The organism is Microbacterium sp. NPDC078814, from assembly GCF_040702645.1.
Classification (GTDB): Bacteria; Actinomycetota; Actinomycetes; order Actinomycetales; family Microbacteriaceae; genus Microbacterium.
Genome location: NZ_JBFBLT010000009.1, coordinates 38,430 through 61,405, shown reverse-complemented (window position 1 = coordinate 61,405; position 22,976 = coordinate 38,430). Strand labels below are relative to the sequence as shown.

Sequence of the window (22,976 nt, the reverse complement as noted above, 5' to 3'; positions counted from 1 at the left end):
GCGGACGGAACCGACCTCACGACCGAGGAGATCACCGCCCTGGTCGCGGAGGTCGAGCCGGCCCCCATCACCGCCACCCAGACGAGCGAGAGTTCCGGGCAGATCGTGGCCACCCTCGATGGCGACGGAACGGCCACGATTGCCGCGGCGCCGGACGACGGAGTCTCCGTCCGCTCGTCCGACGGCGAAGAAACGATGTCCGTGTCGCTTCCCGGCGCTGGCCACCTTGATGACGCGACCGTCGGAGAGGACGGGTCAGTGACCTATCTCGGCGACGCGAACACGCCATCGATCAACGTCATCGCCGGCGAGGAGAAGATCCGGGCGAGCACGATCATCAGCGATGCCTCGCAGACCGAGCGCTTCGAGTACGACTTCGGCGGAGGGGTCACGGTCGAGATCCAGCACGACGGGAGCGCGATCGCGTATACGACGGAAGAGGTCACCGACCCGGACACGGGCGTGACCACTTCGATTGAGAAGATCGTCGCCGACGTCGCGACGCCCTGGGCACGGGATGCGGACGGTATCGACGTGCCGACACGATACGAGGCCTCCGGATCGACGCTGGTTCAGGTCGTCGAGCACCGCAGCGGCAACTATACGTATCCGATCGTCGCGGACCCGACGTTCGACCGCCCCAACTTCTTCCAGTACCGAGTGAGATTCAACCGTGCGGAGACGGCGACCATCGCCTCCGGAGGCGCAGGGTTGATCGCATCCATCGGGTGCGGTGCTATGGCGCCCGTGTGCGTGATCGCCGGCGGGACCATTTGGTGGAACGCAAGCGTCGCCCAGAAGTCCAGCCCGAAACGCTGTGTCCAGGTCACTGCCACCCAGCCGTATGTGGTTCCGGGCTTGGTGTGGTGGGTCGACACGTACCGAGGAGGTCCCTGCAGATGAGGGATGTGCCGCGAACCTGGTGGGGAGTGATCACAGAGCGCGGGCGCGAACGGGCGCTGACAATCGCGATGGGCCTGCTGATCGCAGCAGCCACGGTGCTCTCAGTGCTCTATCCCCCTACAGGGCCATGGTTGTTCGTGACCACCGCGCTGATCGGTGCCGCGTGGTACCTGCACATGATGAGGCGTTGGCTAACCCGAAGGGCGACGAATGGCCGGAATCCCGATGGTGCGTGACGTGCGATCGGAGCAGCCGCTCGTCGTCGAGCATTCGACGTGGTTCGCAACGATCACACACCCCCGCCGCCATCTCGTCGCGACCCTGTGCGTATGGGGCTGGTTTGTCGCGGTGCTCGCAGGCGCGGACTCTGTGCCGCAGCTCGCTCCGGCACTCGAAGCGACTGCGGCGACGGGCGCCGCCGTGTGGCACTTCGCGATGATGAGGCGATATCGCGACGCGAGCCGGCATTCCTCGCCGCCCGGGCCAACACCGTGATGCGCGGCCCGGGCTCCTGTCCGAGAGCGCGAGGATGCCGGACGTTCGTTCGCCCGCGTCTCTCTCGGGAGTCGGCGCTCCGGCTCTGGCACAGCGCCTACGTTTCCGCCGATGGGGCGTGCGCCCTCTATGCTCTCTGAGTGCTGCTCGTCCCGCTCGGGCCGATGCGGAACCCGCAGCGCCGACCTGGGACCGTGGAGGTCAGCATGGGATTTGTCGGTGCCAGCGTCATCATCCTCGCCATCGTCATGGCGATTGCTGAGGGCTACATCTCGGACGCGGAGCACACGACTGGGAACCTCGCACCTTCTGCTCTGACTGGTCTGTTTGGCGCATGTCTCATGCTCGTCGGCTTCGGGAGCATTCTCTTCCGAAGAGAGTGACCAAGTCCCGAATCGGGCTACGGTACCGAGATGGACGAGTCGCCCCTGACCATCGAATCGTTGCGCGAACTCACGGACGCTGACGCCGAAGCAATTGCATCGCTCCTGGTGCAGCTCTCCGCATCGGCCGAGTTCGATCGCGCTCGAACCGAGGCGGTCATCGCACACGAGGCGACGGAGCTCCTGGTGGCGCGTGACTCTGGGCGCATCGTCGGCACCGCCACTCTCGTGACCGCGCCTTCCCTGACCGGGCTCCGAGGGCATGTCGAAGACGTCGTAGTCGACGAGGCGTCTCGGGGGCGGGGCATCGCGCGGCTCCTTTTGGAGCACATGACTCAGCTCGCGCAAGAGCGCGGACTCCGGACGCTCGATCTCACCTCACGCCCGTCCCGAGAGTCCGCGCTGCGGCTGTACGAGTCCGTCGGGTTCCGCAGGCGTGAGACGAACGTGCTCCGGTTCAGCCCGACCGCGGACTAATCACGGCGCGACCCCTCGCAGCAATCGCACCACCGTCTCCTTGGTCGAGATGTGGCGGTCTCGCGGGCTGGTCTCCTCGCAGGTGGCGGAGGGCGACCTCTCAGCCCGCGCAGGTCAGACCGCGGCCGGCGGCTCCGTCAAGACGTCACCGCCACACTCGTCGCCGGCATCACACGCCGAGCGGGTCATGGCTTCCATCGTGAATTGCGCACGGACACGGAGCGATCGGTGAGATTGACGCCGATCGTAAAAGCAAGGAGCCCGACCACGAGGTACACAGGAAGCGCATCTCCAGCCGGGCTGTCGAGGTTGCCCGACGAGCCGAACCACGCAAGGACCCCGAACCACACCAGAACGGGAACGATGGCGAGAAGAGTGCCGAGCTTCCTGCCGACCCGCCCCACCAACGTCCCCCAGAGAAGAAGAGCTACGCCGACCGCGACATAAAGCATGATGCCCACCTCTAGCAGTTCCTCACTCACCGCCGTCGCACACCCGCCGGCCCACCGACACGAAGCCGCGGGATCGCGCTCGCTGCGTCATGAGACATATGAAAGCACACATATGAGGTCGCAACCGATATTCTTGACTCGCGGTACGCAACGAGTGAGCATGGAGAACCGCGACCGTCGCGCCGCACAGCAATCCAGCGAGAGGCTCAGCCCGCCGCGATCCCCCGCAGCAACCGCACCACGGTCTCCTCCACCCGCGCCGCACTCAACGGCTGCCCGATCAGGGCGGAGTATGAGGCGATCGCGATGAACTCGTCGGCGACTGCGGCGGCATCCACGTCGGCCCGTACGTCTCCGTCCGTGCGTCCGCGGGAGATCCGCTCCGCCACCCACTCCCGGATCGGCGCCGCCAGCCGCTCGTTCAAGACGAGCCCCAGCTCCGGATCAGCCGCCGTCACCTCGATGAGCGCCCGCGCCAGCGAGACGCCCTCGGGTCGAGCCAGCCCCGCGGACACCGCCGTGAACCACGCACGCAGGTCCGCGCCGAGGTCGTCCGTCATCGGCACCACCGCGTCCGCCCCAGGGACAGTCCCCTCACGCAACGCCTCTCCGAGGATCGCGGCCTTCGACGGCCACCACCGGTAGATCGTCTGCTTCGACACCTCCGCCTCAGCCGCGAGACCCTCGATCGTCACGGCTTCGTACCCGTCTGCGGCGAGCGCGCGGCGCATCGCCTCCAGCACGGATTGGCGGGCCTTTTCACTGCGAGGACGGGGCACCTTTCGAGCGTACAGAGGCGTACACTGGAACATAAGTAGACGCACCGTTGCGAAACTACGACGGCACCCGAGCAAGGAGAAAGAGCATGGCCCTCACCGCACACTCCACCATCGGCGACTGGATGAACGACCCCACCGGCGGCCCGCTCATCCGGGGCCTCTTCGAGCAGACGGGTGCCGACCCCGAGCTCCTCACCCCCGTGCTCGGACTCCCCCTGCAGCAGCTCGTCGCCATGAGCCAGGGCCAGCTCCCGCAGTCGGTCGTCGACGACCTCGTCCGCGCCGCGAACAACGGCGAGATCCCCGAGGACGACGCCTCCGAGCGCTGGACCGAGAAGGTCACGGGGGGCCGCTTCGCCGGTAAGACCGTCATCGTCACGGGCGCCGCCTCCGGCATCGGCAAGGCCACCGCCTCGCGCATCGCCCGCGAAGGCGGACGCGTGATCGCCAGCGACATCGCGGCCGAGAAGCTCGATGCCCTCAAGGCCGAGCTGCCGGACGCCGACATCGTCACGGTCGCGGGCGACCTGACGAAGCAGGACGCGATCGACGCCGTCGTCGCCGCCGCGGGCGATCGCATCGACGGGCTCGCGAACGTCGCCGGCATCAACGACGACTTCTCCCCCGCGGGCGAGACCCCGGATGCGGTGTGGGACCGCGTCATCGCGATCAACCTCACCGCACCGTTCAAGCTCATGCGCGCGGTCATCCCCGTCATGGAGAAAGCCGGCCGCGGCGCGATCCTCAACGTGTCGAGCGAGGCGGGCCTGCGCGGCAACGCCTCGGGCAACGCCTACACGGCCAGCAAGCACGGCATCATCGGGGTCACCAAGTCGGCCGCCTTCATGTACGGGCCGAAGGGCATCCGCGTGAACTCCGTCGCCCCGGGCGGCGTCGCCACCGGCATCCCGATGCCCCCGAACATGTCCGAGTACGGCTCCGGCCGCCTCGCCCCGTTCCAGCAGGCCATCCCGACCGTCGCGACCGCCGAGCACCTGGCCGCGTCGATCACCTTCCTGCTCTCGGATGACGCCGTGAACATCAACGGCGCCGTCCTCGCCTCCGACGGCGGCTGGTCCGTGCAGTAACGCGACTCCATGGAACCGACGCCCCCGCCGACCCGAACGGCGGGGGCGTTTCGCGTGTACCGGTAAACGCACGGAACATATCGCTGACGTCGATACACGGACGAGGCCGAATGGCAGGATGGTCCCGTGCGTCTTGCCTTCCGTGTACTGCCTCCTCGATCCAAGCCGTCGTCCTCCACCGACACCTTCACCCTGGTCGAGGACAGATGGGATGACTACACATTCAAGACGACGTTCCACCTCAGCTACACCGACCCCGACGGCGTCATCCAGAGCCTCGGGTTGGTGAAGATCGCCAGCTTCGGAATGGGCGATGAGCGCGCGAGCACCAAGCTGCCGAAGAGCACCTTTGCCACACTCGGAGAGGAGTTCTTCTCGCTCGGGCAGGATCGCGAGTACTACGAGAACCTTCTCGGGTTGGGGGACGAACGTCGCAAGGCCGTTCTTGTCGCCCTGAGGGATATTGCCTTGGACGCTGAGCTGTATGAGAAAGCCATCCTCGAGCCGGTGACGGCCGCGTCGCTGCTGCGAGACGTGGAGGACACCGTCATCACATCGCAATTCCGGCGGATCGCCGAGGGCCACGCACCTCGGACCGACTTCCACTTCTCGTACGCGCTGCCGCAGTGGGCCGAAGAGACCGCCACCCAAGAGCCGATCGAGTTCCATATCGAAGCCGAAGCCTCACCTTCGACGAACGTGCGGGTCGTCATCGGGGCCAACGGCGCCGGCAAGAGCACCATGATGCGCAACTTCGCGGCGAGCCTGCGAGCCGACAGCGTCCCGGCTGAGACCGGAGTCTTCTCCCAGTTGGGGTCGCGCACTCGGCCACGACGGAGGATCCCGTTCGACAACCTCGTCACCGTGAGCTTCTCGGCTTTCGATCAGTTCCCGGAGAACCTTCGCGACCCGAACGGGAAGAAGGGCGACGTCCCCCACCATGTGATCGGCCTCCGCGGGGTGTCCGACTACTCCGCCGAGGAAAGCGAGCTCGCGGTGCAGTTCGCGACGACGCTGCGACCCTGCATCCGTGGCCCCCGGCGAGAGCGCTGGCTGATCGGACTCAAGACGCTCGCGTCCGCGGATCCCATACTCGAGCGGCACCGACTCGAGACGCTCGTCGACGCGGCCGCGGTCGACGACGAGGTCGTCGGCGCACGGAAGGCCTTCGATGCCCTGAGCTCCGGGCACAAGATCGTCTTGCTCACGATGACCGCCCTCGTTCGATATGTCGAAGAACGCAGCCTCGTGCTCATCGACGAACCGGAGACGCACCTGCACCCGCCTCTGCTCTCTGCGCTGATCCGGGTACTCACCGGTCTCATGAACGACCGGAACGGGGTCGCCTTCGTCGCAACGCACTCACCCGTCGTACTCCAGGAGGTGCCTCGTTCCTGCGCGCTCATCTTGAGGCGGCGCGGAAACAGGTCGACCCTACGCCATCCGAGGATCGAGACTCTCGGCGAATCGCTCTCGGTTCTGACGAGTGAGGTCTTCGGGCTGAACGTCACCGATACCGCCTATCACGAACTACTCGATCGGTATTCGATGACCGATGACGAGTCGCGCCTCCGCGACCAACTGGGCGGGGAAGCACTCGCCATTCTTCGCGCCCTCGACGACGAAGAAGACGAGGACGCCGAAGAAGACGAGCATGAGGAAGACCGCCGTGGTTGAGCATCTCGGTCTTCCGCTGGTCAGCCACCACGAGGTGTACGGCTCCGCCGTGGACGTCATCGGCCACAAAGCCCTCGCGCAAAGGCACCACGACGAAGAAGCACTCATCCTCACCGCGGGACTGCAGTACGAAGCGCTCGCACGAAGCGGCAACCTCGCAGGCATCCGACCACCGGGATATCTCCCCGTGCATGTCACCGACAAGGAGCTTCGACGGCTGTACCGGCGACTGCGCGACGGGACATTTTCGCGCATGTACTACGACCGTCTCATCGACCATGCGGTCGATGACCGCTGCCCATACTGCAGCGACCGCGAACCCACCACGCTCGACCACTATCTCGCCAAGTCCGAGTTCGGCGTCTACGCGGTTCTGCCCATCAACCTCGTGCCGAGCTGCGACCGCTGCAACTCCAAGAAGGGCAACTTCGAGCAGTCGACGCGCGGGCAACACGGCGCAGTCCTCCATCCGTATTTCGATGACGTGAGCGAGGAACACTGGCTGAAAGCGACGATCGTGGACAACGCCGGGCCCGTGGCCCGGTTCTACGTCGATCAAAGCGCGATCTCGGATCCGGCGCTGCGCACCCGCGCCTCGTCACATCTCAATGCCCTTCGGCTGAAGAAGTACTTCAAGGTCAAAGCGGGCCAGGAGATCAACAACCTGGACCGCAAACTCCCGGCCGTCCTGGCCAAGCGCGGTCGAGCGGCCGTCGTCGACCATCTCCTCGATCAAGCGGACTTCCGGGCAGGGGAGCGCGTGAATTGTTGGGAGCGGGCCGTCTACGAGGCTCTGGCCGAGAGCCCCTGGTATCTCGACGTTCACCTGCCGACTCTCCCCGTCCGAAGGATTCGACCGAACCGTCACGAGCCGATCGCGCTCTGACCGAACGGTGGGCGTTTCGCGTCTGCCGACGCGCATAATCCCGTACTCACCGCCCCACCCCGACCTACACTCGACGTCATGCTGAAGCTCGTGTCGATCGTGATCCGCGTGACGGACCTCCCCGCGCAGTCCACGTTCTGGAAGGAAGCTCTCGACTACGTCGAACGCGACCCCGGGGACGACGACTGGGTCGTGTTGAAACCGCGCGATGCCGACGCTCCCTGCATCGCCCTCGACGCCCACCACTCCGAACGGGTGCTGCCGCCGCGCATCCACCTCGACATCTACGCCGAGGATCAGAGCGCCGAAGTCCAGAGGCTCACGCAGCTGGGGGCGCGCGAGGTGCACTGGGTCGGACGCCCGGCCGACGCCGATTACGTGATCATGGAGGATCCGGAAGGCAACCGCTTCTGCATCGTCGACCGGCCGGATTGGTCGGGCTGGGACCGCGCCGACGAAGGGGTGCATGTCTGAGCAAGCAGTCTCGGCGGACGCGGAGGGGACTGGTCGGGGCCCTCAGACGTCCCGGCGATTGTTCACCAGCGACCGTGTCTTCGTCATGCCCTGTTCATTCGGCATCGCGATGGGGCTCGTCGTCATCACCGGGTTGTCACTCGCTGGCTGCGCATTCGCGAACGCCGTGAGGATCACGGTCACGATCAGTGGATCCGGGGAAGCGGTCATCGTCGCGACAGTCATCGTCGCGTGCTCTCTCGGGGTCGTCGCGTTGCGTCGCGACCGACGCTCACCCGATTGACGCCCTCTGGTCACACCTGACCGGGCCGGCCGTCCCGCGCCATCGCCTGACGGTGTGAGGTCAGCGCCGCGCGCGCGGCAGAGTAGATCACCAGCCAGGTGATCAGGATCCCGATGAGGATGAACGCGAGGTTCATGAGAAGGAAGGGTACGAGCGAGTCGGAGAACATCGCCCCAGAATGCCGCACCCCGCGCACCCGCCCGGTCAGACTCCCCGCATCCGCGCCACGGCCGCCCGCACCAGCGCCGCGTTCCCCGGAGCACTCGCGCCGTCGGGGAGCAGCAGCGTGTCCTCCAGGCCGATGCGCGACGCCAGCCCGAACTCGACGGCAAGGTCGAACACCGGCCACGTCGAGCCCTCCTCGCCGTGCAACAGGATCGGGAGGTCGGGCTCCTCCAGCTGCACATGGGCGATCATCCCCTCAGCGTGGTCACGCAGCACCTCGGTCGGCTCGTCGGGGAGCTCGATCAGCACCCGCAGGCACTGCCCGCGAACGGGCGACCGCTTCCACACCTCGAAGCCGGCCGCGTCCCACAACCCAGCCTCGACCGCGACGCCGCGCTTCAGCAGCAGTGCGGCCACCTCGTCGGCTCCGGCCTCGTGCCAGTTGACCGACGCGTGATCGGGCAGCTCCGTCCACGCCTCAATGGCGGCGAGGCGGCGCTCGATGTCGGGCTCGGCCCAGGCGCCCGTCGTCACCCCGACCGGCACACCGGGGCTCGCGGAGCGCACCGCGGCCACCCATCGGGCGACATCGTCGGCGGCGAGACTGTCGCGACCGGCCTCGTCCTTCGGGTGCACATGCACCTCGTGTGCCCCCGCCGCCACAGCACGCGCGGAATCGTCGGCCACGACCGAGGCATCCGCACTCAACCACGGGTGCTCGACCGCATCACGGGCGCCGTTCACGCATACCTGCACCAGCATCCGACGCGGAGGCCGGGTAGGCGGGTGGGAGTCCGCCGCGGTCATCGGCCGATCAGCTCGCGCGGGTGCAGGTCATGGGGAGAGGCGTCGGTCGAGGGACCCTCTTCGGCGCGCACCGTGTGCTCGACCTGACGCGCCACCGCCGCGCTGCGGCCGACCTTGACCGCCTCGGCTTCGCTCATGAAGCTGCTCCCCAACGTCTGCGATTCACCCTCGATGCGGTTGAACCAGATGCCGTTGCGGTGGAACGTCTCGATGTCGCCTGCAGCCATGACGGGTTCCCTTCTCTCGCATCCCTTTCTATGTCAGACCACCGACACGACGGAGGGGCTTGACAGCCTCCGCACCATCGCCCGTCGATCTCACATCGGAGACCGGATGCACACGCTCGGGATCGACCGCCCAGTCGTACTCATCGCGCATCCATTCGGCGTCGCCTCACCGAGCTCGGCGGCCTGCGAAGGGGAGGGGTATCCCAGGTTCTCGTCCGGAGTGCAGACTCCCCTTGCGGCTCTGCCGCCGGTCGAGGAACAAGGCGGGTGCGGGCATCGAGCGGATGCGCGGGAACGGCCCCGCAGAACCGGAGGGGCGCTGGTAACGTTCCCTTGATCGACGGCACCACATTCGGAGGGCAGTGATGAGCGAACCAGCGCGCCGCCCGACCGTCAAGGAAGTCGCGACCAGGGCCGGCGTCAGCCCCATGACCGTCTCCCGCACGCTCTCCGGCGGAATCAACGTCAAACCCGACGTGCAGCAGCGCGTGATGGAGGCCGTGGCCGAGCTCGGCTACCACCGCAACGAGAACGCGCGCAGCATCCGCCCCGGACACTCGAGCGGCCTCATCGGCGTCGCGATCACGAACATCGCGAACCCCTACTACTCCACCTTCGCGCTCGGCGTCGAGGAGGAAGCCGCCCTCACCGGTCGCCGCATCCTGCTCGGCAACACCTCGGAGGACCCGGCACGCGAAGCCGACCTCGTCGGCGACTTCCTCGGCCGCCGCGTCGACGGGCTGATCGTCGTCCCCGCCGGTACGACCTCCGCGCACCTCGCCCATTCGCAAAACCAGGGCGTCCCCGTCGTGCTCGCCTCTCGACGCATCGAAGGACTCGCCGTGGACAGCGTCGTGCTCGCCGACGACGAAGGCGCCCACCGCGGGACGACGGCGCTCCTCGATCGCGGACACACCCGGATCGGCTACCTCGGCAACGCGCTGTCGATCTTCACCGGCGAGCGCCGCTACGCGGGCTTCCTCCGCGCCATGCAGGAGCGGGGCCTCACGGTCGACTCCCCGCTCGTCGCCACGAACCAGCAGACCGTCGACCAGGCGCGCGAGGCGACGCGAACGCTCCTCGCCGCGTCGCATCCGCCCACCGCGATCTTCTGCGCCAACAACCGCAACGCGATCGGTGCGCTCAAGGAGATCAACGCCCAGCTCGACGCCGGGTCGCGGGCCGTGTCGGACTTCCCCGAGATCGTGAGCTTCGACGACTTCGAGCTCGCCGAGCTCTCCCCCGTGCCGATCAGTGTGATCGACCACGACCCGCGCGAACTCGGCCGCACCGCCACCCGTCTGCTGCTGGACCGCCTGGACGGCGGCGAGCGCGACAGGGAGCACCGCGAGCTCGAATTGCCCGTGTCCCTGCGCGGCGTGCGCTGACGCGACCCGACATCCATCCGGGTGTTGACACCCCCACCCCTCGTTGATAACGTTACCAATCATCGACGAGGAGGCCGGATGGAGCTGTGCATCGATTTCGGAGGCACCGAGATCAAGATCGCCCTCATCGACGGCAGCCATGTCATCGGTTCGCGTAGCATCCCCGTGAGCGGCGCCTCCGCCGACCTCGACACAGCCGCTACGCATGCCCGCGCGCTGCTCGACCAGACCGGCCGTGCCGCAGACGCCGTGGGCATCGCCGTCCCCGGCGTCGTGGATCCCCGCAGCGACCGGATGCTGCACGCCAACGCCAAGTACGACTTCCTCGAAGACGTCGACCTGCACGCCTGGGCGCGCACCGAGTTCGACCTGCCGTCCGTCGTTGAGAACGATGCGCGCGCGGCGCTGATCGGCGAGACCTCCTCGGGCAGCGCGGCCGGCGAACGCGACGCTGTGCTCGTCGCCCTCGGCACCGGCATCGGGACTGCGGCGATGATCGACGGATCGGCCCTGCGCGGACGCACCGGCCACGCCGGGATCCTGGGCGGACACCTCACCGTCGACATCGACGGCCCCACCTGCCCGTGCGGGAACATCGGCTGCGGCGAAGCACTGGCGAGCACCAGGGCACTCCCCGAGCACGTCTCCATGGCGCAGGTGTTCACCACGGACGCACACGCCGACCTGCGCGACCGCTTCCTGCACGTCTGGGGAGCCGTCGTCACGTCGCTCGTGCACTCCTACGACCCCGCCGTCGTGATCCTCTCCGGCGGCATCCTGCGCGCGGGCGATGCCGTGAGGGCACCGATCGAGGACTTCGTGCGCGAGCACCTGTGGCCATCGCTGACACCGCCGCGCCTCGTCGTCCCGCCCGAGCCCGAACTCTCCGTCGTCCGCGGGCTCAGCGCCCTGATCCATACCGCCCACACCGCCACCACCCACACCGCCATCCCGCAGGAGGAACAGTGACCACCCCGATCAGCGACATGCATGAAGGGCACACCACCCGAGGTCGCTACGACACCCAGCCCACCGTGGCGCTGCCCGACGGCGAGCGCATCCTCCGCGGCGCTGACGGCTGGACGGCAGCGGCCGAGCTCGCCGAAGCCTGCGCCCGCGTGACCGGTAACGCGCCCGTGCTGCTGATCGACACCTACCCCGGAGTGGACGTCGAGGCCCTCACCGCCCAGGTGCGCCAGGCGCTGCCGGAGTGGGCGGTCGTCGACGTCGAGACCGCGGCGCGACCGGTCGCGGAGGTCGAGCGGCTGATCGCCCCGAACCTCACCGACGACCGCGTCTTCGGTGTCATGAGCCACTTCGCCCTCACCGACTTCTACGACACCGCGAAGCTCGACGCTCTGGCAGCCACCATCGTCGAGAACCCCACCGTGGTGATCGGCTGGGGCGCGGCCCTGCTCTCCCCGCGCCTGACGGGCGACGCCGTGACGGTGCTCGTCGACATGGCCCGCTGGGAAATCCAGCTGCGCCAGCGCAAGGGCGCGACCAACTGGCGCGCCGACAACGCCTCGGAAGACAACCTCCGCAAGTACAAGCGCGGCTTCTTCGTGGAATGGCGCACCGCCGACCGTCACAAACGCGCGCTGTTCGACACCGTCGACTTCGTGCTCGACGGCAACGCCATCTCGCCGGCCGAACAGCATCCGGATTCGCCGGAAGCGGGGATGATCACGGGAGCCGCCTTCCGCCAGGCTCTGAAAGATGCCGCGCGTCGGCCGTTCCGCGTCGTCCCTTTCTTCGACCCCGGCGTGTGGGGCGGACAGTGGATGAAGAACCTCATCGGCCTCGACCCCTCGAAGGACAACTACGCCTGGTGCTTCGACTGCGTCCCCGAGGAGAACTCGCTGCTGCTGGAGGGCGAAGGCGGCGTGATCGAGATCCCCGCCCTGGACCTCGTCTTCAGCCGCCCTGTCGACCTGCTGGGCGCGAAGACGTTCTCGCGATTCGGCGCCGAGTTCCCGATCCGCTTCGACTTCCTCGACACCATGGACGGCGGCAACCTCAGCCTGCAGGTGCACCCGCTCACCGACTACATCCAGAACACGTTCGGCATGCACTACACGCAGGACGAGAGCTACTACATGCTCGATGTCGGCGACGACGCGGTGGTGTACCTCGGGACGAAGGAGGGCATCGATCCCGCCGAGATGCTCCAGGAGCTGGCGACAGCCCAGGACGGCGAGCATCCCTTCCCCGCCGAGAAGTACGTCAACTCGTTCCCGGCCCGCAAGCACGACCACTTCGCGATCCCCGCCGGAACCGTGCACTGCTCCGGCGCGAACTCGATGGTGCTGGAGATCTCGGCGACGCCGTTCATCTTCACCTTCAAGCTCTGGGACTGGGGCCGGGTGGGACTCGACGGGATCCCCCGCCCCGTGCACCTCGACCACGGCGCCAACAACATCCAGTGGGACCGCGACACCACCTGGGTCGGCGACAACCTCATCGACCAGGTCGAGACCATCCGCACCGACGGCGACGTGATCGAGGAGAGCACGGGCCTGCACGAGCTCGAGTTCATTGAGGTGCGTCGACACTGGTTCACCCAGACGGCCGACCACGACACCGAGGGCACCGTGAACGTGCTCAACCTCGTGGAAGGCGATGAGGTCGAGGTGGTCAGCCCGACCGACGCCTTCGCCCCCTTCGTGATCCATTACGCCGAGACGTTCATCGTCCCCGCCGCCGTCGGTGCCTACCGGATCCGGCGCACCGAGAACTCGCGCAGCCCGCGCTTCGCGACCGTCAAGGCCTACGTACGCGGCTCGCGTGCGAGCGACGACTGAAGACGCCGCACCCGACGAGCACCGCACCCGAGAAACAGCACACCCGACACACACCGCACACCCGAGAAACACGAACAAGGGAGTTCAGAATGATTTCGCGACGCACGATCGCCGCCGCCGCGGCCGGTCTCCTCCTCGGCACCCTGGCACTGGCCGGATGCTCCGGCGACTCCGGATCCGGCGGGGAGGGCGAGGTCGCCGGCACGCTCGACTTCTACACCGACAAGGCGGCGTGGAAGCCCGATTTCGAGTCGCTCAACGAGGTCAGCGGCGATGCCGTCGACATCACCCTGAAGACCACGGGCTACTCCGACGCCAACCAGTACGACGCCTTCATCAAGCAGTCGTTCCGCACCGACAAGTCGCCGGGGCTGTTCACCTGGCACACCGGCGAGTCGCTCAAGCAGCTCGTGGACGAGGGTCTGGTCGCCGAGACCACCGACATCTGGTCCAAGGCGGTCGACGAGGGCTGGGTGAGCGAAGACCTGCGCGACAGCTATACCTTCGACGGCAAGCAGTACTGCGTGCCGATGAACATCGCCTACTGGATCATGTTCTACAACAAGGCCGCCTTCGCCGACAACGGCATCGAGGTGCCGACGACCTGGGACGAGCTGAACACCGCCGCCGAGACGCTGAAGGACGCGGGGGTCACCCCGTACTACCAGACCAGCGTGCTGTTCACCTTCCAGTGGTTCCAGCACCTGGTCGCCTCCACCGACCCCGACCTGTACGCCGGACTCACCACGGGCGACGCGAAGTACACCGACCCCGAGATCGTCGACATCATGAACGTCTGGCTCGACGAGCAGAAGGCGGGCTGGTTCAGCGACGCGGGCAGCACGACCGACCCCGCGGTCGGCCTCAAGCAGGGCGACTACGCCATGATCAACTTCGGCACGTTCTTCGCCGGCAACCTCGAAGGCGCCGGCATGACCACCGACGACTACGGCATGTTCGCGATCCCCGCGGTCAGCGACGACCTCGACGCCACTCCGGTGGCCGTGGAGTCGGGCCCGATCTGCACCGCCGAGAACTCGAAGCAGCGCGACCTGGGTCTGGCCTACGCCGAATGGTGGATGTCGCCCGACGCGCAGACCGCGTGGAACGACGCGCACGGCGACGTCGCGTTCAACCCGAAGGCGAAGGTCTCCGACCCCGCACTGGCCGAGATCGGCGAGCAGATCGCCGGCGACGACTACATGCTCTACGACCGGTTCTTCGAAGCCATGCCGACCGAGATCGTGACCACTGCGATCGAGCAGTTCGGCGCGTTCAATGCCAACCCCGGCGACCCGATGCCGTTCCTGGAGAAGATCCAGGCCACGGCTGACAAGTACTGGGCAGAGCAGGAGTAAGCGGGCGGATGGCGCATCAGAAGACGCCCTACCAGTGGTCCGCCCGGGGCTTCGTCGCCCCGGGCGTGATCCTGGTCGCGGTCCTGCTCTACCTCCCGCTGCTGTGGACGGTGTTCCTCAGCTTCACGAAGTACAACGGCCTCGGCAGCCCGAAGTGGATCGGGCTCGACAACTACGTCGAGATGTTCACCGACGGCGACTTCGTGGGCTCGGCGATGAACACCGTGCTCTGGGTGATCGGCACCCTGATCATCCCGGTCGGCATCGGCCTGGCGATCGCGCTGCTCACCTGGAACCTCGGCGGCGGCATCTGGCTGCGCCTTCCGTTCCTCATCCCCTACGCCCTCTCCGGCATCGGCGTCGGCGTGGTCTGGTCGTTCATCCTCTCCTCGGGCGGAGCGCTCGATCAGGCTCTCGCCGCGTTCGGCATCACCGACCCGCCGCGCTGGCTGCTCGACGCCCCGCTCAATACGGTCGTGATGATCATCGCGTCGTCGTGGCAGGGCGTCGGCGTGAACGCCCTGCTGTTCACGATCGGCCTGCAGGCGATCCCCAAAGAGCCGCTCGAGGCTGCGCGCATCGACGGCGCCGGCGGGGTGCGCCTGTTCACCAGCATCCTGTGGCCGATGCTGCGTCCGCTCACCGCCGTGGTCGTCGGCCTCTCGATCGTCGCGAGCCTCAAGACCTTCGACATCGTGTGGGGCATGACCAAGGGCGGACCTGGCACCGTCTCCGAGACCCTCGCGCTGACCATGTACAAGGAGACGTTCGTGAACAGCGACTACGGGCTCGGCTCCGCGATCGCGGTGTTCCTCACCGTGATCACGCTCGTCGCCTCGGTGCTGTACCTGCGCCAGCAGCTCTCCCCGAAGAAGGAGATGTGATGTCGAAGATCATCCGCACCACCGTGCTCGTCATCCTCGGGATCGTGTGGCTGCTGCCCGCCTACCTGCTCGTCGTGAACGCGATGAAGGACCCGACCACCTTCACCTCGAAGGAGTCGTGGATCCCCACCGACTTCCACCTGTTCGAGAACTTCGGTCAGGCGCTCGAGCTCTCCGGCATCGGCGACAGCATCGTCAGCACGCTCATCTACTCGATCGTCTCGCCGACCATCGCCGTGCTCGTGGGCGCCGCGGCCGGCTTCGCGATCGTGGCCCTGCGCCTCAAACGCGGATTCCTGTGGTTCGTCGTGATCTTCGGCGGCACGGTCTTCCCGCTGCAGATGGTGCTGCTGCCCCTGTTCGACGCCTACTCGCGCACCGGACTGTTCGACACCCGCGTGGGCATGATCATGATCTACACGGTGATTTCGATCCCGTTCTCGGCCTTCGTGATGCGCAACTTCTTCACGGGCGTCGCGCACAACGTGTTCGAGGCCGCGGTGCTCGACGGCGCCACGACCTGGCGCATCTTCGTGCGGCTGTACCTGCCGATGGCGTCGAGCGCGCTGGTCGCGATCTTCATCCTGCAGGCCACGTTCGTGTGGAACGACCTGCTGCTCGGCCTCACGCTCAGCCAGTCCGACGACATCCGCCCCATCATCACCACGCTGTCGGGCATGCAGAGCACCTACGGCGGCGCGCAGATGTCGGTCGTGCTGGCCGCGGCCGTGCTCGTCTCGCTCCCCACCGTGGTGCTGTTCCTGTGCACCCAGCGGTTCTTCGCCAAGGGCCTCGCGCTCGGGCAGTACTGATCCTCACTCCGCCTCGAAAGGCATCATGAATCCCCTCATCCCCACCGTCGAGGATCTGGTCGCCGATGCGGTCACGCATCACTACGACGACATGATCGCGCCCACGGGCCTCACGAACATGCTCGGCACCGTGCGCGTGGACCACGACCTGACCGCGCTCAGCGCCGTGCAGTTCCCGCCGGTGTCGCAAGGACTCACGCAGACCGCCGTGCTGTTCGTCGACGGCCGCCTGTTCGCCTCGTACGGTCTGCCCGTCACGCACGAGTGGCGGCCCGACCGGGTGGTGCGGCGCGCGAGCGTGGGGGAGGTCGAGATCGAGACCACGACCGTATGCGTGCCGGGGAAGACCGCGGTGGCGATAGACATCGCGGTGCGCAACTCCGGCGCGGTGGAGCGTGAGGTGCGGATCGGCCTCTCGTCCGCGGCGCGCGTGACCCGGTCGGCCGAGGCCTGGCTCGACGCGGAATCACCGTCGGAACGCGGCACCGCGACCGTCGACGGCGGGTGTCTCGTGTTCGGTTCGACCGATGCCGCGGCGTGGAGCGTGCAGGGTCTGATCGGCGGGACCGCGGCCCTCAGCGGTGTGGCCGACCTGCCCGATGCCTTCGACACCGGGATCGGCGGCAACGGCCGCGGCGGCGAGCTCGCGACCACGCTGCCCGTGCCCGCCGGCGGAACCGCGCGCACCGGCTTCGTGCAGGCGATCGGCCTCGACGAAGCCGATGCGAAGGCCACGTGGGCCGACGTCGCCGGTGACATCCCCGGTGCCGTGGCCGCGGCCGCGGAGTTCTGGAACCGACAGCTCCGCGCCGCGTTCGACCCGAGCGACACCGAGTTCTCCGGCGCACTGCCCGTGCTCGACACCGCCTCCGCACCCCTCCGTCGCCTGTACTGGTGGGCGGCGCTGGGCGTGATCTGGTTCCGCCGCGACTTCGCCGGCAATGTGCTCGGGCGGTCGTACGACACGCTCATGCCCAACTACTGGGGCACCACCACGTTCATCTGGGACTACAGCCTCAGCTCGGTGAGCCACGCCCTGCTCGACCCCGACGAGATGCGCACCCAGGTGCGGCACTGGATCTCCCTCGACATCCACTCGCACTTCGGCACGTCGTCCCTCACCGGAGGCCCGGTCGGCCGCTGGTACTCCGTGAACGACTACGCCATGACCCGGCTCGTGCACGACTACGTGCGCTTCACGGGCGACGTCGCGTTCCTCGACGAGCTCGTGGGCGACCAGACCGTGGCCGCGTCGGTGCGGCAGTGGGCGACCGCCTGGAAGGAACTGCGTCGCGAGACACCCCTGGCCGACTACGGCGAGATCGACAACCTGCTGGAGTGCGTGAGCTCGTACACGCACGAGGTGGCGAGCCTCAACGCCGCGAACGTGTGGAGCATGCGCACCGCCGCCGACCTGGCCGACCTGCGGGGCGACGAGACCGCGGCGAGCGCGCTGCGCACCGAAGCCGACGCGCTGCTCCCGGCCGTGATCGCGCGCTATCTTCCCGGCACCGGTGTCTTCGCGGCAGGACAGCCCGACGGCACGCAGCTTCCCGTGCGGCACTGCTACGACTTCAGCGTGGTCGGCACCACGATCGCGGACGACCTCGCCCCGGGAATCCGCGACGAGATGGTTGGGTTCTTCCAGCGCGAGCTGCAGACCGACAACTGGATGCGCGCACTCTCACCCTGGGACCCCGACGCCAGCTACAGCCCACGGCCCGACCACCAGTGGAACGGCGCCTACCCCGCCTGGCCCGCCGACGCCGGACGCGCGCTCGCTGCACTCGGAGCCCCCGAAGTGCTGACCGGCTGGATCGAAGGGCTGTCCCGGACGGCGAACCAAGGGCCGATGGGGCAGGCGCACTTCGTGGAGGAGGCCGTGCCGGGCATCAACGGCGGAGCCCGCAAAGCCCCACCGCAGCTGCCGTACATCATCGACTGGTCGTGCTCCTCGTCCGGGGCCTGGATCGAGCTCGTGATCGAAGCCCTGTTCGGTGTCTCGGTCGCCGCCGACGGCACGGTGCGAGCGGCCGGATGCATCGCCGCCCTCGACCCGGGTGCGACCCTGCGCGGCCTGCGCGTCGGCACTCGCACCTACGACATCGACGCCACCGGAGGCATCACCCCCGTCCGCTGACCTGCACGACAGAGCATCAACCGAACACGAGAGCACCACCCGAACACAAAGGAGTGATCGACATGAGAAGACGCACCATCGCGGCGACCCTCGCCGCGGCATCCCTCTGCGCCGGCGCACTGTTCGCCGCCCCGGCCACCGCAGCCGTTCCGACCGGAGGGAACCACGGCAGCGGAGGACACGGTCCCGGCCAGTGCTCGCTGGTCGACAAGACGCTCACCGCCACGGCGAACGCGGATCAGGGCCTGACCGAGCAGTTCACCACCTACGGGAACACGGGAGGCGCGTGGACCGGCGGCGACAGCACGTACTCCCTGCCACTCGGGAAGGGGAAGACCGGATGGTTCTTCTCCGACACGTTCCTCGGCACCGTGAACGCCGACGGCTCGCGGCCCACCGACTCCCCGTTCGTGAACAACTCCGTCGTGGTGCAGGACCGCCGCAGCGGCATGACGACCATCACGGGAGGCACCCCGGAGGAGCCTGCCGCCATCATCCCGCCCGAGCCCGACGGCAAGTGGTACTGGATCGGCGACCCCACACCCGGACGCGACGGCACGGTGCAGGTGCCGCTGCTGCAGTTCGGGCGCACGGGCAGCGGCCAGTGGGATTTCGCATGGACCGCGAACCGCCTTGCCACCCTCGACGGCCGGACCCTGCAGCTGGAGTCCATCACCGACCTGCCTTCGGCGACCGGGATCAACTGGGGGTCGTGGACGCTGGAGGAACGCGGCACCACGTACATCTACGGCATCGCGGATCCGGGTGGAGTGCGCTCGGCCTACGTCGCCCGCGCGCAGGACCGCGACGGCGTGAAGGGCGCGTGGACGTACTGGAACGGCACCGGATGGTCGGCTGCCGAGACCGACGCCGTCCCTGTCGTGCCGTACGTGGCGAACGAGTTCAGCGTCGCCCCCTTCCGCGACGGTTACCTGCTCGTCACGCAGGACACGTCGGAGCTGTTCAGCACCCGCATCGTCGCCCGCACCTCGTGCTCGCCCACCGGCCCGTTCACCGATCCGGTCGAGCTGTACCGCACACCCGAGACAGGCGCGCTGGGCAGCTACGGCGACCCCGATGTGTTCACCTACAACGCACACGAGCATCCGCAGCTGCGCCAGGGCAACCGCATCCTCGTCTCCTACAACGTCAACACCTTCGACAACGTGGGCGACGTGTACGACGACGCCTCGATCTACCGTCCGCGGTTCATCGACGTGCAGCTCAAGGTCACCGGGTGACCGACGACCGTGCGGCGCTCCGAGGGCTTCTCGCCTCCGGAGCGCCGCTCACCTGGGTGCTCACGGGCGACTCCATCACGCACGGACTCATCCACACCCGCGGTGCCAGGAACTACGTCGACCACCTGCACGAGCTGATCCGCGGCGACCTCGGCCGGGTGCACGACACGGTGATCAACACCGCGATCACGGGGTGGCGCGCCGACCTGATCCTGGGGGACTTCGAGGGGCGCGTGGCACGCTGGCGCCCCGACGTCGTGACGCTGCTGATCGGCACGAACGACTGCACCACCGAGTGGCTCGATCCCGCGATCGAGGTGCCCGCGTTCGCCGATTCGGTCGCGGAGTTAGTGCGACGGGTGCGGGAGCTCGGCGCGGTTCCGGTGCTGCAGACACCGCCGCCCGCCGACCTGCTCCACGCCCCCGACCGCGCGCGTCTCGGGGATTTCGCGCAGGCGACCCGCGACGTTGCCAGCGCAGAGGAAGCGATCCTCGTCGACCAGCACGAGGCGTTCGTGGCGTTCTCGGCGGGAACGGGGCCAGGCAACGAGGGCACTCCATGGGGGTTGCTCGACGACGCATTCCACCCCGGCGCTGCCGGGCACGCGCTGCTGGCCCTCGGCCTGGCCGGGACGCTCGGGCTGGACGCCGAGGACTCCCGGGTGCTCACGGACCTGCGGGCGCGGGTGGCCGTGGCGCGGCATCCACACTGGCCGTCGACCTGACCGTCGTCCTGGGGCGACACGTCTGTCGGAGGATCGGACGGATGCACGATCCGCCGCAGGGATTCCTCCTGCATCCGTCCGATCCTCCTGCATCCGGTCGGCAGGGGCACGCCATCGCGGCTCAGCTGGCGACGTCGAGCACCCAGGTCACGCCGAAACGGTCGGTGAGCATGCCGAAACCGGCCGACCACACCGATGCGGCAAGCGGCTCGATCACGGTCGCGCCCTCGGCAAGGCGGTCCCAGTACTGCCGGAGTTCATCGAGCGAATCGGCCCGCAGGGCTTGGAAGAACGTGCGGTCGGTGAGGGTCGCCCCGTTCTCGCGGCGCGTGGTGCCGGCGGCGGCTGCGGGGTCGGGGGCGTCCTCTCCAGGGATGTCGTACGCCATCAGACGCACCACACCGTCCAGCTGCCCGAACACGATCTTGTCCCATCCGGGAACACCCTCGGGCATGCCGAACTGTCCGTACGTCGCCGCCGTCACCTCCCCGCCGAACACGGACCGATAGAAGTCGAGCGCCTGCCGAGCGGTGCCTCGGAAGTTCAAGTGGGTCGTGGTGGTGATGGTCATGGTCTTCTCCTCATCGCGAGCCCCGCCGTTCGGGACCTCTGACGACAACGATCACAGGAGTAGAGGTCAGTTTCCGTCCGCTACTTCGGGCAGACTGAATACCATGACCGGGAGTTCGTCACGCATGCTCGCCCTGCTGTCGCTGCTGCAGACCCCGCGCGACTGGCCGGGTTCCGTGCTCGCGGAACGTCTGGAGGTCAGCCCCCGCACGGTACGCCGCGACGTCGACCGGCTGCGCACTCTGGGCTACCGGATCGGTGCGATCAAGGGACCTGACGGCGGCTATCGTCTCGCCGCAGGGTCGGAGCTCCCGCCGCTGCTGTTCGACGACGACCAGGCCGTCGCCATCGCGGTCGCCCTGCAGACCGTTCCCTCCAGCGGAATCGACATCGACGAAGGCGCCGCCCGGGCGCTGGCCACCGTGCGCCAGGTGATGCCGTCCCGGCTGCGACATCGAGTGGACGGCATCCGCTTCGCCGACACCGCCGCCGAGGTGCGCGTCGAGCCTGCCGTGCTGGAGGCGGTGAGCGCAGCTGTGCGTGACGGGCAGGTGCTCCGCTTCGACTACAGCTCCGACCGCAATCGGCCGGCCCGTCGCACCGAGCCGCACGCCGTCGTCGCCCGCGAGGGACGGTGGTACCTGCTCGCCTGGGATCTGGAAGCCGAGGACTGGCGCACGTTCCGCCTGGATCGGATGCAGCCCCGCATCCCGACCGGACCGTCGTTCACCCCGCGCCCACTGCCCGCCGCGGATGCACGGACGTATCTCGCGGCGAGGGCCAAGGGCTCGACGACGGAAGACCGGTGGCCCTGCGTGGGGGAGGTCGTGATCGCGCTCCCCGCCCGCGACATCGCGCCCTGGGTCGGCGACGGAGAGCTGGAGGAGCTCGCTGACGGGTCGTGCCGCGTGACGATCGGATCGTGGTCGTGGACAGGGGTGCTCGCCTCGGTCGCACGCTTCGATGCGGCTTTCACGGTGGTCGGACCATCAGCGCTGCGGGAGGCGGCGACCGCCCTGGCGGAGCGCTTCGCCGCAGCGTGCGACTTGTCCTCCTGAATCGTCGAGTTTCACGACCTTTCCCCATTCGCTGGAACTAGGCCGCGACGGGGCGACATCAGTGGCGAGAATCAGGTTTGCTGACCTCGTGACAAACTTTGCCATCGGCATTAGCGTTGCGGCATGGCCACGATGAACATCTCTCTTCCGGACGCACTGAAGGACTTCGTCGAAGCCCAGGTGACCGAACGCGGCTACAGCAACAGCAGCGAGTTCGTGCGTGAGCTGATTCGCCACGAGCAGTCTCGCGAGCAGTTGCGGTCGCTCGTCGTCGACGGGATGACGTCTGGGCCCGGTTCCATGGTGGACCAGGCGTACTTCGATCGCCTTCGAGACCGCGTCCATGCCGACGCGCCCGACGCGTGACCCCGCAGCGTCTCGTCACGACTCGGCGCGCCGACGAGGACATCACCGGCGCGGTCACCCGCTATCTCGGTGACGCAGGGCCGGAGGTCGCGCTCGAATTCATCGACGACCTCCAGCATGCGATGGGTCGACTCACCGCATATCCCTCGCTCGGATCGGCCCGCTTCGAGCTGGTGACCGAGATTCCCGACATCCGCGCCTTCGCTCTGCTGCGGTTCCCATACATCGTCATCTACACCGATAACCCAGATGCCGTGCGCGTGCATCGTGTGCTTCATGCCCGGAGAGACATTGCCGCCGCCCTCTCCTCGAGCGATCGTGACACGGCATGGTCGCGACTCGTGCGCACCGGAAGAGTCACCCTTCCTAGGAAGAAGGACGCTCTGTCGCACCTGCCACAGCAGGACATCGAGACGTCCGCGAAGGTCCTCGACGAAATCCGTGCCGACCGGATCTGAGTCCGCAGCCCGCGGGAGAGCCGCCCCACCCGCGCCGGTAGACTGAACACGCCCCGCCGGCCCCTTCCTTTGGAGT

At 67.8% G+C, this 22,976-nt stretch carries 27 protein-coding genes; 20 read left to right on the top strand and 7 right to left on the bottom strand.

Going from position 1 to position 22,976, the window contains the following annotated elements; translation table 11 throughout:
- The first annotated feature begins 105 nt into the window (after positions 1 to 105).
- From AB0300_RS15895 to AB0300_RS15880, 4 genes are all read left to right on the top strand, one after another.
- Positions 106 to 903 (top strand): hypothetical protein, encoded by a 798-nt coding sequence (locus AB0300_RS15895; protein ID WP_366216391.1) that lies wholly within the window; start codon positions 106 to 108, stop codon positions 901 to 903.
- A gap of 210 nt (positions 904 to 1,113) precedes the next feature.
- A complete protein-coding gene (locus tag AB0300_RS15890; RefSeq protein WP_366216390.1) occupies positions 1,114 to 1,398 on the top strand; it encodes a hypothetical protein in 285 nt (94 codons plus the stop codon).
- A 140-nt stretch (positions 1,399 to 1,538) separates the two neighbouring features.
- Positions 1,539 to 1,781, top strand: a complete 243-nt coding sequence (locus AB0300_RS15885; RefSeq protein ID WP_136051040.1) for a hypothetical protein — start codon at positions 1,539 to 1,541, stop codon at positions 1,779 to 1,781.
- Between the two features lie 30 nt (positions 1,782 to 1,811).
- Positions 1,812 to 2,258, top strand: coding sequence for a GNAT family N-acetyltransferase (locus AB0300_RS15880; protein WP_136051039.1), 447 nt, complete (start codon positions 1,812 to 1,814; stop codon positions 2,256 to 2,258).
- Positions 2,259 to 2,443: 185 nt separating this feature from the next.
- Here AB0300_RS15880 and AB0300_RS15875 read toward each other — a convergent pair whose 3' ends face one another.
- Positions 2,444 to 2,710 carry a hypothetical protein gene (locus AB0300_RS15875; RefSeq protein WP_366216389.1) on the bottom strand — a complete coding sequence of 89 codons (267 nt, stop codon included), beginning with the start codon at positions 2,708 to 2,710 and terminating at the stop codon, positions 2,444 to 2,446.
- 206 nt (positions 2,711 to 2,916) lie between these two features.
- The gene (locus AB0300_RS15870) at positions 2,917 to 3,489 is read right to left on the bottom strand and encodes a TetR/AcrR family transcriptional regulator (protein ID WP_366216388.1); all 573 of its coding nucleotides are present in this window, start codon (positions 3,487 to 3,489) and stop codon (positions 2,917 to 2,919) included.
- An 86-nt stretch (positions 3,490 to 3,575) separates the two neighbouring features.
- On the opposite strand from AB0300_RS15870, the gene AB0300_RS15865 reads away from it, so the two are divergent.
- The 4 genes from AB0300_RS15865 to AB0300_RS15850 all read left to right on the top strand — a co-directional run bounded on the left by AB0300_RS15865 (position 3,576) and on the right by AB0300_RS15850 (position 7,614).
- Positions 3,576 to 4,577 (top strand): SDR family NAD(P)-dependent oxidoreductase, encoded by a 1,002-nt coding sequence (locus AB0300_RS15865; RefSeq protein WP_366216387.1) that lies wholly within the window; start codon positions 3,576 to 3,578, stop codon positions 4,575 to 4,577.
- A 126-nt stretch (positions 4,578 to 4,703) separates the two neighbouring features.
- Complete coding sequence (locus tag AB0300_RS15860; protein ID WP_126893680.1) at positions 4,704 to 6,254, top strand: AAA family ATPase; 1,551 nt, start codon at positions 4,704 to 4,706, stop codon at positions 6,252 to 6,254.
- A complete protein-coding gene (locus AB0300_RS15855; RefSeq protein WP_126893679.1) occupies positions 6,232 to 7,140 on the top strand; it encodes an HNH endonuclease in 909 nt (302 codons plus the stop codon). Before AB0300_RS15860 ends, AB0300_RS15855 begins: the two co-directional genes overlap by 23 nt.
- Before the next feature lie 78 nt (positions 7,141 to 7,218).
- Entirely contained in the window at positions 7,219 to 7,614 is a 396-nt protein-coding gene (locus AB0300_RS15850; RefSeq protein WP_126893678.1) for a VOC family protein, read from the top strand.
- 42 nt (positions 7,615 to 7,656) lie between these two features.
- Here the strand turns inward: AB0300_RS15850 and AB0300_RS15845 are convergent, their stop codons facing one another.
- The 4 genes from AB0300_RS15845 to AB0300_RS15830 all read right to left on the bottom strand — a co-directional run bounded on the left by AB0300_RS15845 (position 7,657) and on the right by AB0300_RS15830 (position 9,096).
- Complete coding sequence (locus tag AB0300_RS15845; protein WP_153244997.1) at positions 7,657 to 7,824, bottom strand: hypothetical protein; 168 nt, start codon at positions 7,822 to 7,824, stop codon at positions 7,657 to 7,659.
- Positions 7,825 to 7,907: 83 nt separating this feature from the next.
- The gene (locus AB0300_RS15840) at positions 7,908 to 8,033 is read right to left on the bottom strand and encodes a hypothetical protein (protein WP_366216386.1); all 126 of its coding nucleotides are present in this window, start codon (positions 8,031 to 8,033) and stop codon (positions 7,908 to 7,910) included.
- A 68-nt stretch (positions 8,034 to 8,101) separates the two neighbouring features.
- The gene (locus AB0300_RS15835; protein WP_366216385.1) at positions 8,102 to 8,869 is read right to left on the bottom strand and encodes a 3-keto-5-aminohexanoate cleavage protein; all 768 of its coding nucleotides are present in this window, start codon (positions 8,867 to 8,869) and stop codon (positions 8,102 to 8,104) included.
- The gene (locus tag AB0300_RS15830; RefSeq protein WP_366216384.1) at positions 8,866 to 9,096 is read right to left on the bottom strand and encodes a hypothetical protein; all 231 of its coding nucleotides are present in this window, start codon (positions 9,094 to 9,096) and stop codon (positions 8,866 to 8,868) included. Before AB0300_RS15830 ends, AB0300_RS15835 begins: the two co-directional genes overlap by 4 nt.
- 365 nt (positions 9,097 to 9,461) lie before the next feature.
- Between AB0300_RS15830 and AB0300_RS15825 the strand changes: the two genes are divergently transcribed.
- The 9 genes from AB0300_RS15825 to AB0300_RS15785 all read left to right on the top strand — a co-directional run bounded on the left by AB0300_RS15825 (position 9,462) and on the right by AB0300_RS15785 (position 20,448).
- Positions 9,462 to 10,484, top strand: a complete 1,023-nt coding sequence (locus AB0300_RS15825; RefSeq protein ID WP_126893675.1) for a LacI family DNA-binding transcriptional regulator — start codon at positions 9,462 to 9,464, stop codon at positions 10,482 to 10,484.
- Positions 10,485 to 10,562: 78 nt separating this feature from the next.
- Positions 10,563 to 11,453 carry an ROK family protein gene (locus tag AB0300_RS15820; protein ID WP_366216383.1) on the top strand — a complete coding sequence of 297 codons (891 nt, stop codon included), beginning with the start codon at positions 10,563 to 10,565 and terminating at the stop codon, positions 11,451 to 11,453.
- A complete protein-coding gene (locus tag AB0300_RS15815; protein WP_366216382.1) occupies positions 11,450 to 13,288 on the top strand; it encodes a class I mannose-6-phosphate isomerase in 1,839 nt (612 codons plus the stop codon). The genes AB0300_RS15820 and AB0300_RS15815 overlap by 4 nt, the downstream gene beginning before the upstream one ends.
- 89 nt (positions 13,289 to 13,377) lie before the next feature.
- Positions 13,378 to 14,646, top strand: coding sequence for an extracellular solute-binding protein (locus tag AB0300_RS15810; protein WP_126893672.1), 1,269 nt, complete (start codon positions 13,378 to 13,380; stop codon positions 14,644 to 14,646).
- Between the two features lie 8 nt (positions 14,647 to 14,654).
- Positions 14,655 to 15,530: a sugar ABC transporter permease gene (locus tag AB0300_RS15805; RefSeq protein WP_126893671.1), complete on the top strand. Its 876-nt coding sequence runs from the start codon at positions 14,655 to 14,657 to the stop codon at positions 15,528 to 15,530.
- Positions 15,530 to 16,342, top strand: a complete 813-nt coding sequence (locus AB0300_RS15800; RefSeq protein ID WP_126893670.1) for a carbohydrate ABC transporter permease — start codon at positions 15,530 to 15,532, stop codon at positions 16,340 to 16,342. Before AB0300_RS15805 ends, AB0300_RS15800 begins: the two co-directional genes overlap by 1 nt.
- A gap of 25 nt (positions 16,343 to 16,367) precedes the next feature.
- A complete protein-coding gene (locus AB0300_RS15795) occupies positions 16,368 to 18,482 on the top strand; it encodes a hypothetical protein (RefSeq protein ID WP_366216381.1) in 2,115 nt (704 codons plus the stop codon).
- A 62-nt stretch (positions 18,483 to 18,544) separates the two neighbouring features.
- A complete protein-coding gene (locus AB0300_RS15790; RefSeq protein WP_238695618.1) occupies positions 18,545 to 19,723 on the top strand; it encodes a DUF4185 domain-containing protein in 1,179 nt (392 codons plus the stop codon).
- Complete coding sequence (locus AB0300_RS15785; protein WP_126893667.1) at positions 19,720 to 20,448, top strand: SGNH/GDSL hydrolase family protein; 729 nt, start codon at positions 19,720 to 19,722, stop codon at positions 20,446 to 20,448. The genes AB0300_RS15790 and AB0300_RS15785 overlap by 4 nt, the downstream gene beginning before the upstream one ends.
- A 121-nt stretch (positions 20,449 to 20,569) precedes the next feature.
- On the opposite strand, the gene AB0300_RS15780 is transcribed toward AB0300_RS15785, so the two are convergent.
- Positions 20,570 to 21,019 (bottom strand): VOC family protein, encoded by a 450-nt coding sequence (locus AB0300_RS15780; protein WP_126893666.1) that lies wholly within the window; start codon positions 21,017 to 21,019, stop codon positions 20,570 to 20,572.
- A gap of 103 nt (positions 21,020 to 21,122) precedes the next feature.
- Between AB0300_RS15780 and AB0300_RS15775 the strand changes: the two genes are divergently transcribed.
- The 3 genes from AB0300_RS15775 to AB0300_RS15765 all read left to right on the top strand — a co-directional run bounded on the left by AB0300_RS15775 (position 21,123) and on the right by AB0300_RS15765 (position 22,900).
- Positions 21,123 to 22,076, top strand: a complete 954-nt coding sequence (locus AB0300_RS15775; RefSeq protein WP_126893665.1) for a YafY family protein — start codon at positions 21,123 to 21,125, stop codon at positions 22,074 to 22,076.
- Between the two features lie 123 nt (positions 22,077 to 22,199).
- On the top strand, positions 22,200 to 22,442 hold the full coding sequence (locus AB0300_RS15770) for a type II toxin-antitoxin system ParD family antitoxin (RefSeq protein WP_126893664.1): 243 nt from the start codon (positions 22,200 to 22,202) through the stop codon (positions 22,440 to 22,442).
- Positions 22,439 to 22,900 (top strand): type II toxin-antitoxin system RelE/ParE family toxin, encoded by a 462-nt coding sequence (locus AB0300_RS15765; RefSeq protein ID WP_126893663.1) that lies wholly within the window; start codon positions 22,439 to 22,441, stop codon positions 22,898 to 22,900. Before AB0300_RS15770 ends, AB0300_RS15765 begins: the two co-directional genes overlap by 4 nt.
- The last annotated feature ends 76 nt before the right edge of the window (positions 22,901 to 22,976 follow it).

What these genes read in the sequence shown, in the direction of transcription:
- AB0300_RS15890 (WP_366216390.1), top strand. Translation starts at nt 1,114, where the DNA reads ATGGCCGGAATCCCGATGGTGCGTGACGTGCGATCGGAGCAGCCGCTC.
- AB0300_RS15845 (WP_153244997.1), bottom strand. Translation starts at nt 7,824, where the DNA reads ATGACCGCTTCCCCGGATCCACTGATCGTGACCGTGATCCTCACGGCG.
- AB0300_RS15770 (WP_126893664.1), top strand. Translation starts at nt 22,200, where the DNA reads ATGGCCACGATGAACATCTCTCTTCCGGACGCACTGAAGGACTTCGTC.
- AB0300_RS15800 (WP_126893670.1), top strand. Translation starts at nt 15,530, where the DNA reads ATGTCGAAGATCATCCGCACCACCGTGCTCGTCATCCTCGGGATCGTG.
- AB0300_RS15820 (WP_366216383.1), top strand. Translation starts at nt 10,563, where the DNA reads ATGGAGCTGTGCATCGATTTCGGAGGCACCGAGATCAAGATCGCCCTC.
- AB0300_RS15880 (WP_136051039.1), top strand. Translation starts at nt 1,812, where the DNA reads ATGGACGAGTCGCCCCTGACCATCGAATCGTTGCGCGAACTCACGGAC.
- AB0300_RS15825 (WP_126893675.1), top strand. Translation starts at nt 9,462, where the DNA reads ATGAGCGAACCAGCGCGCCGCCCGACCGTCAAGGAAGTCGCGACCAGG.
- AB0300_RS15850 (WP_126893678.1), top strand. Translation starts at nt 7,219, where the DNA reads ATGCTGAAGCTCGTGTCGATCGTGATCCGCGTGACGGACCTCCCCGCG.
- AB0300_RS15875 (WP_366216389.1), bottom strand. Translation starts at nt 2,710, where the DNA reads ATGCTTTATGTCGCGGTCGGCGTAGCTCTTCTTCTCTGGGGGACGTTG.
- AB0300_RS15810 (WP_126893672.1), top strand. Translation starts at nt 13,378, where the DNA reads ATGATTTCGCGACGCACGATCGCCGCCGCCGCGGCCGGTCTCCTCCTC.
- AB0300_RS15805 (WP_126893671.1), top strand. Translation starts at nt 14,655, where the DNA reads ATGGCGCATCAGAAGACGCCCTACCAGTGGTCCGCCCGGGGCTTCGTC.
- AB0300_RS15835 (WP_366216385.1), bottom strand. Translation starts at nt 8,869, where the DNA reads ATGACCGCGGCGGACTCCCACCCGCCTACCCGGCCTCCGCGTCGGATG.
- AB0300_RS15865 (WP_366216387.1), top strand. Translation starts at nt 3,576, where the DNA reads ATGGCCCTCACCGCACACTCCACCATCGGCGACTGGATGAACGACCCC.
- AB0300_RS15795 (WP_366216381.1), top strand. Translation starts at nt 16,368, where the DNA reads ATGAATCCCCTCATCCCCACCGTCGAGGATCTGGTCGCCGATGCGGTC.
- AB0300_RS15780 (WP_126893666.1), bottom strand. Translation starts at nt 21,019, where the DNA reads ATGACCATCACCACCACGACCCACTTGAACTTCCGAGGCACCGCTCGG.
- AB0300_RS15830 (WP_366216384.1), bottom strand. Translation starts at nt 9,096, where the DNA reads ATGGCTGCAGGCGACATCGAGACGTTCCACCGCAACGGCATCTGGTTC.
- AB0300_RS15840 (WP_366216386.1), bottom strand. Translation starts at nt 8,033, where the DNA reads ATGAACCTCGCGTTCATCCTCATCGGGATCCTGATCACCTGGCTGGTG.
- AB0300_RS15790 (WP_238695618.1), top strand. Translation starts at nt 18,545, where the DNA reads ATGAGAAGACGCACCATCGCGGCGACCCTCGCCGCGGCATCCCTCTGC.
- AB0300_RS15855 (WP_126893679.1), top strand. Translation starts at nt 6,232, where the DNA reads ATGAGGAAGACCGCCGTGGTTGAGCATCTCGGTCTTCCGCTGGTCAGC.
- AB0300_RS15775 (WP_126893665.1), top strand. Translation starts at nt 21,123, where the DNA reads ATGACCGGGAGTTCGTCACGCATGCTCGCCCTGCTGTCGCTGCTGCAG.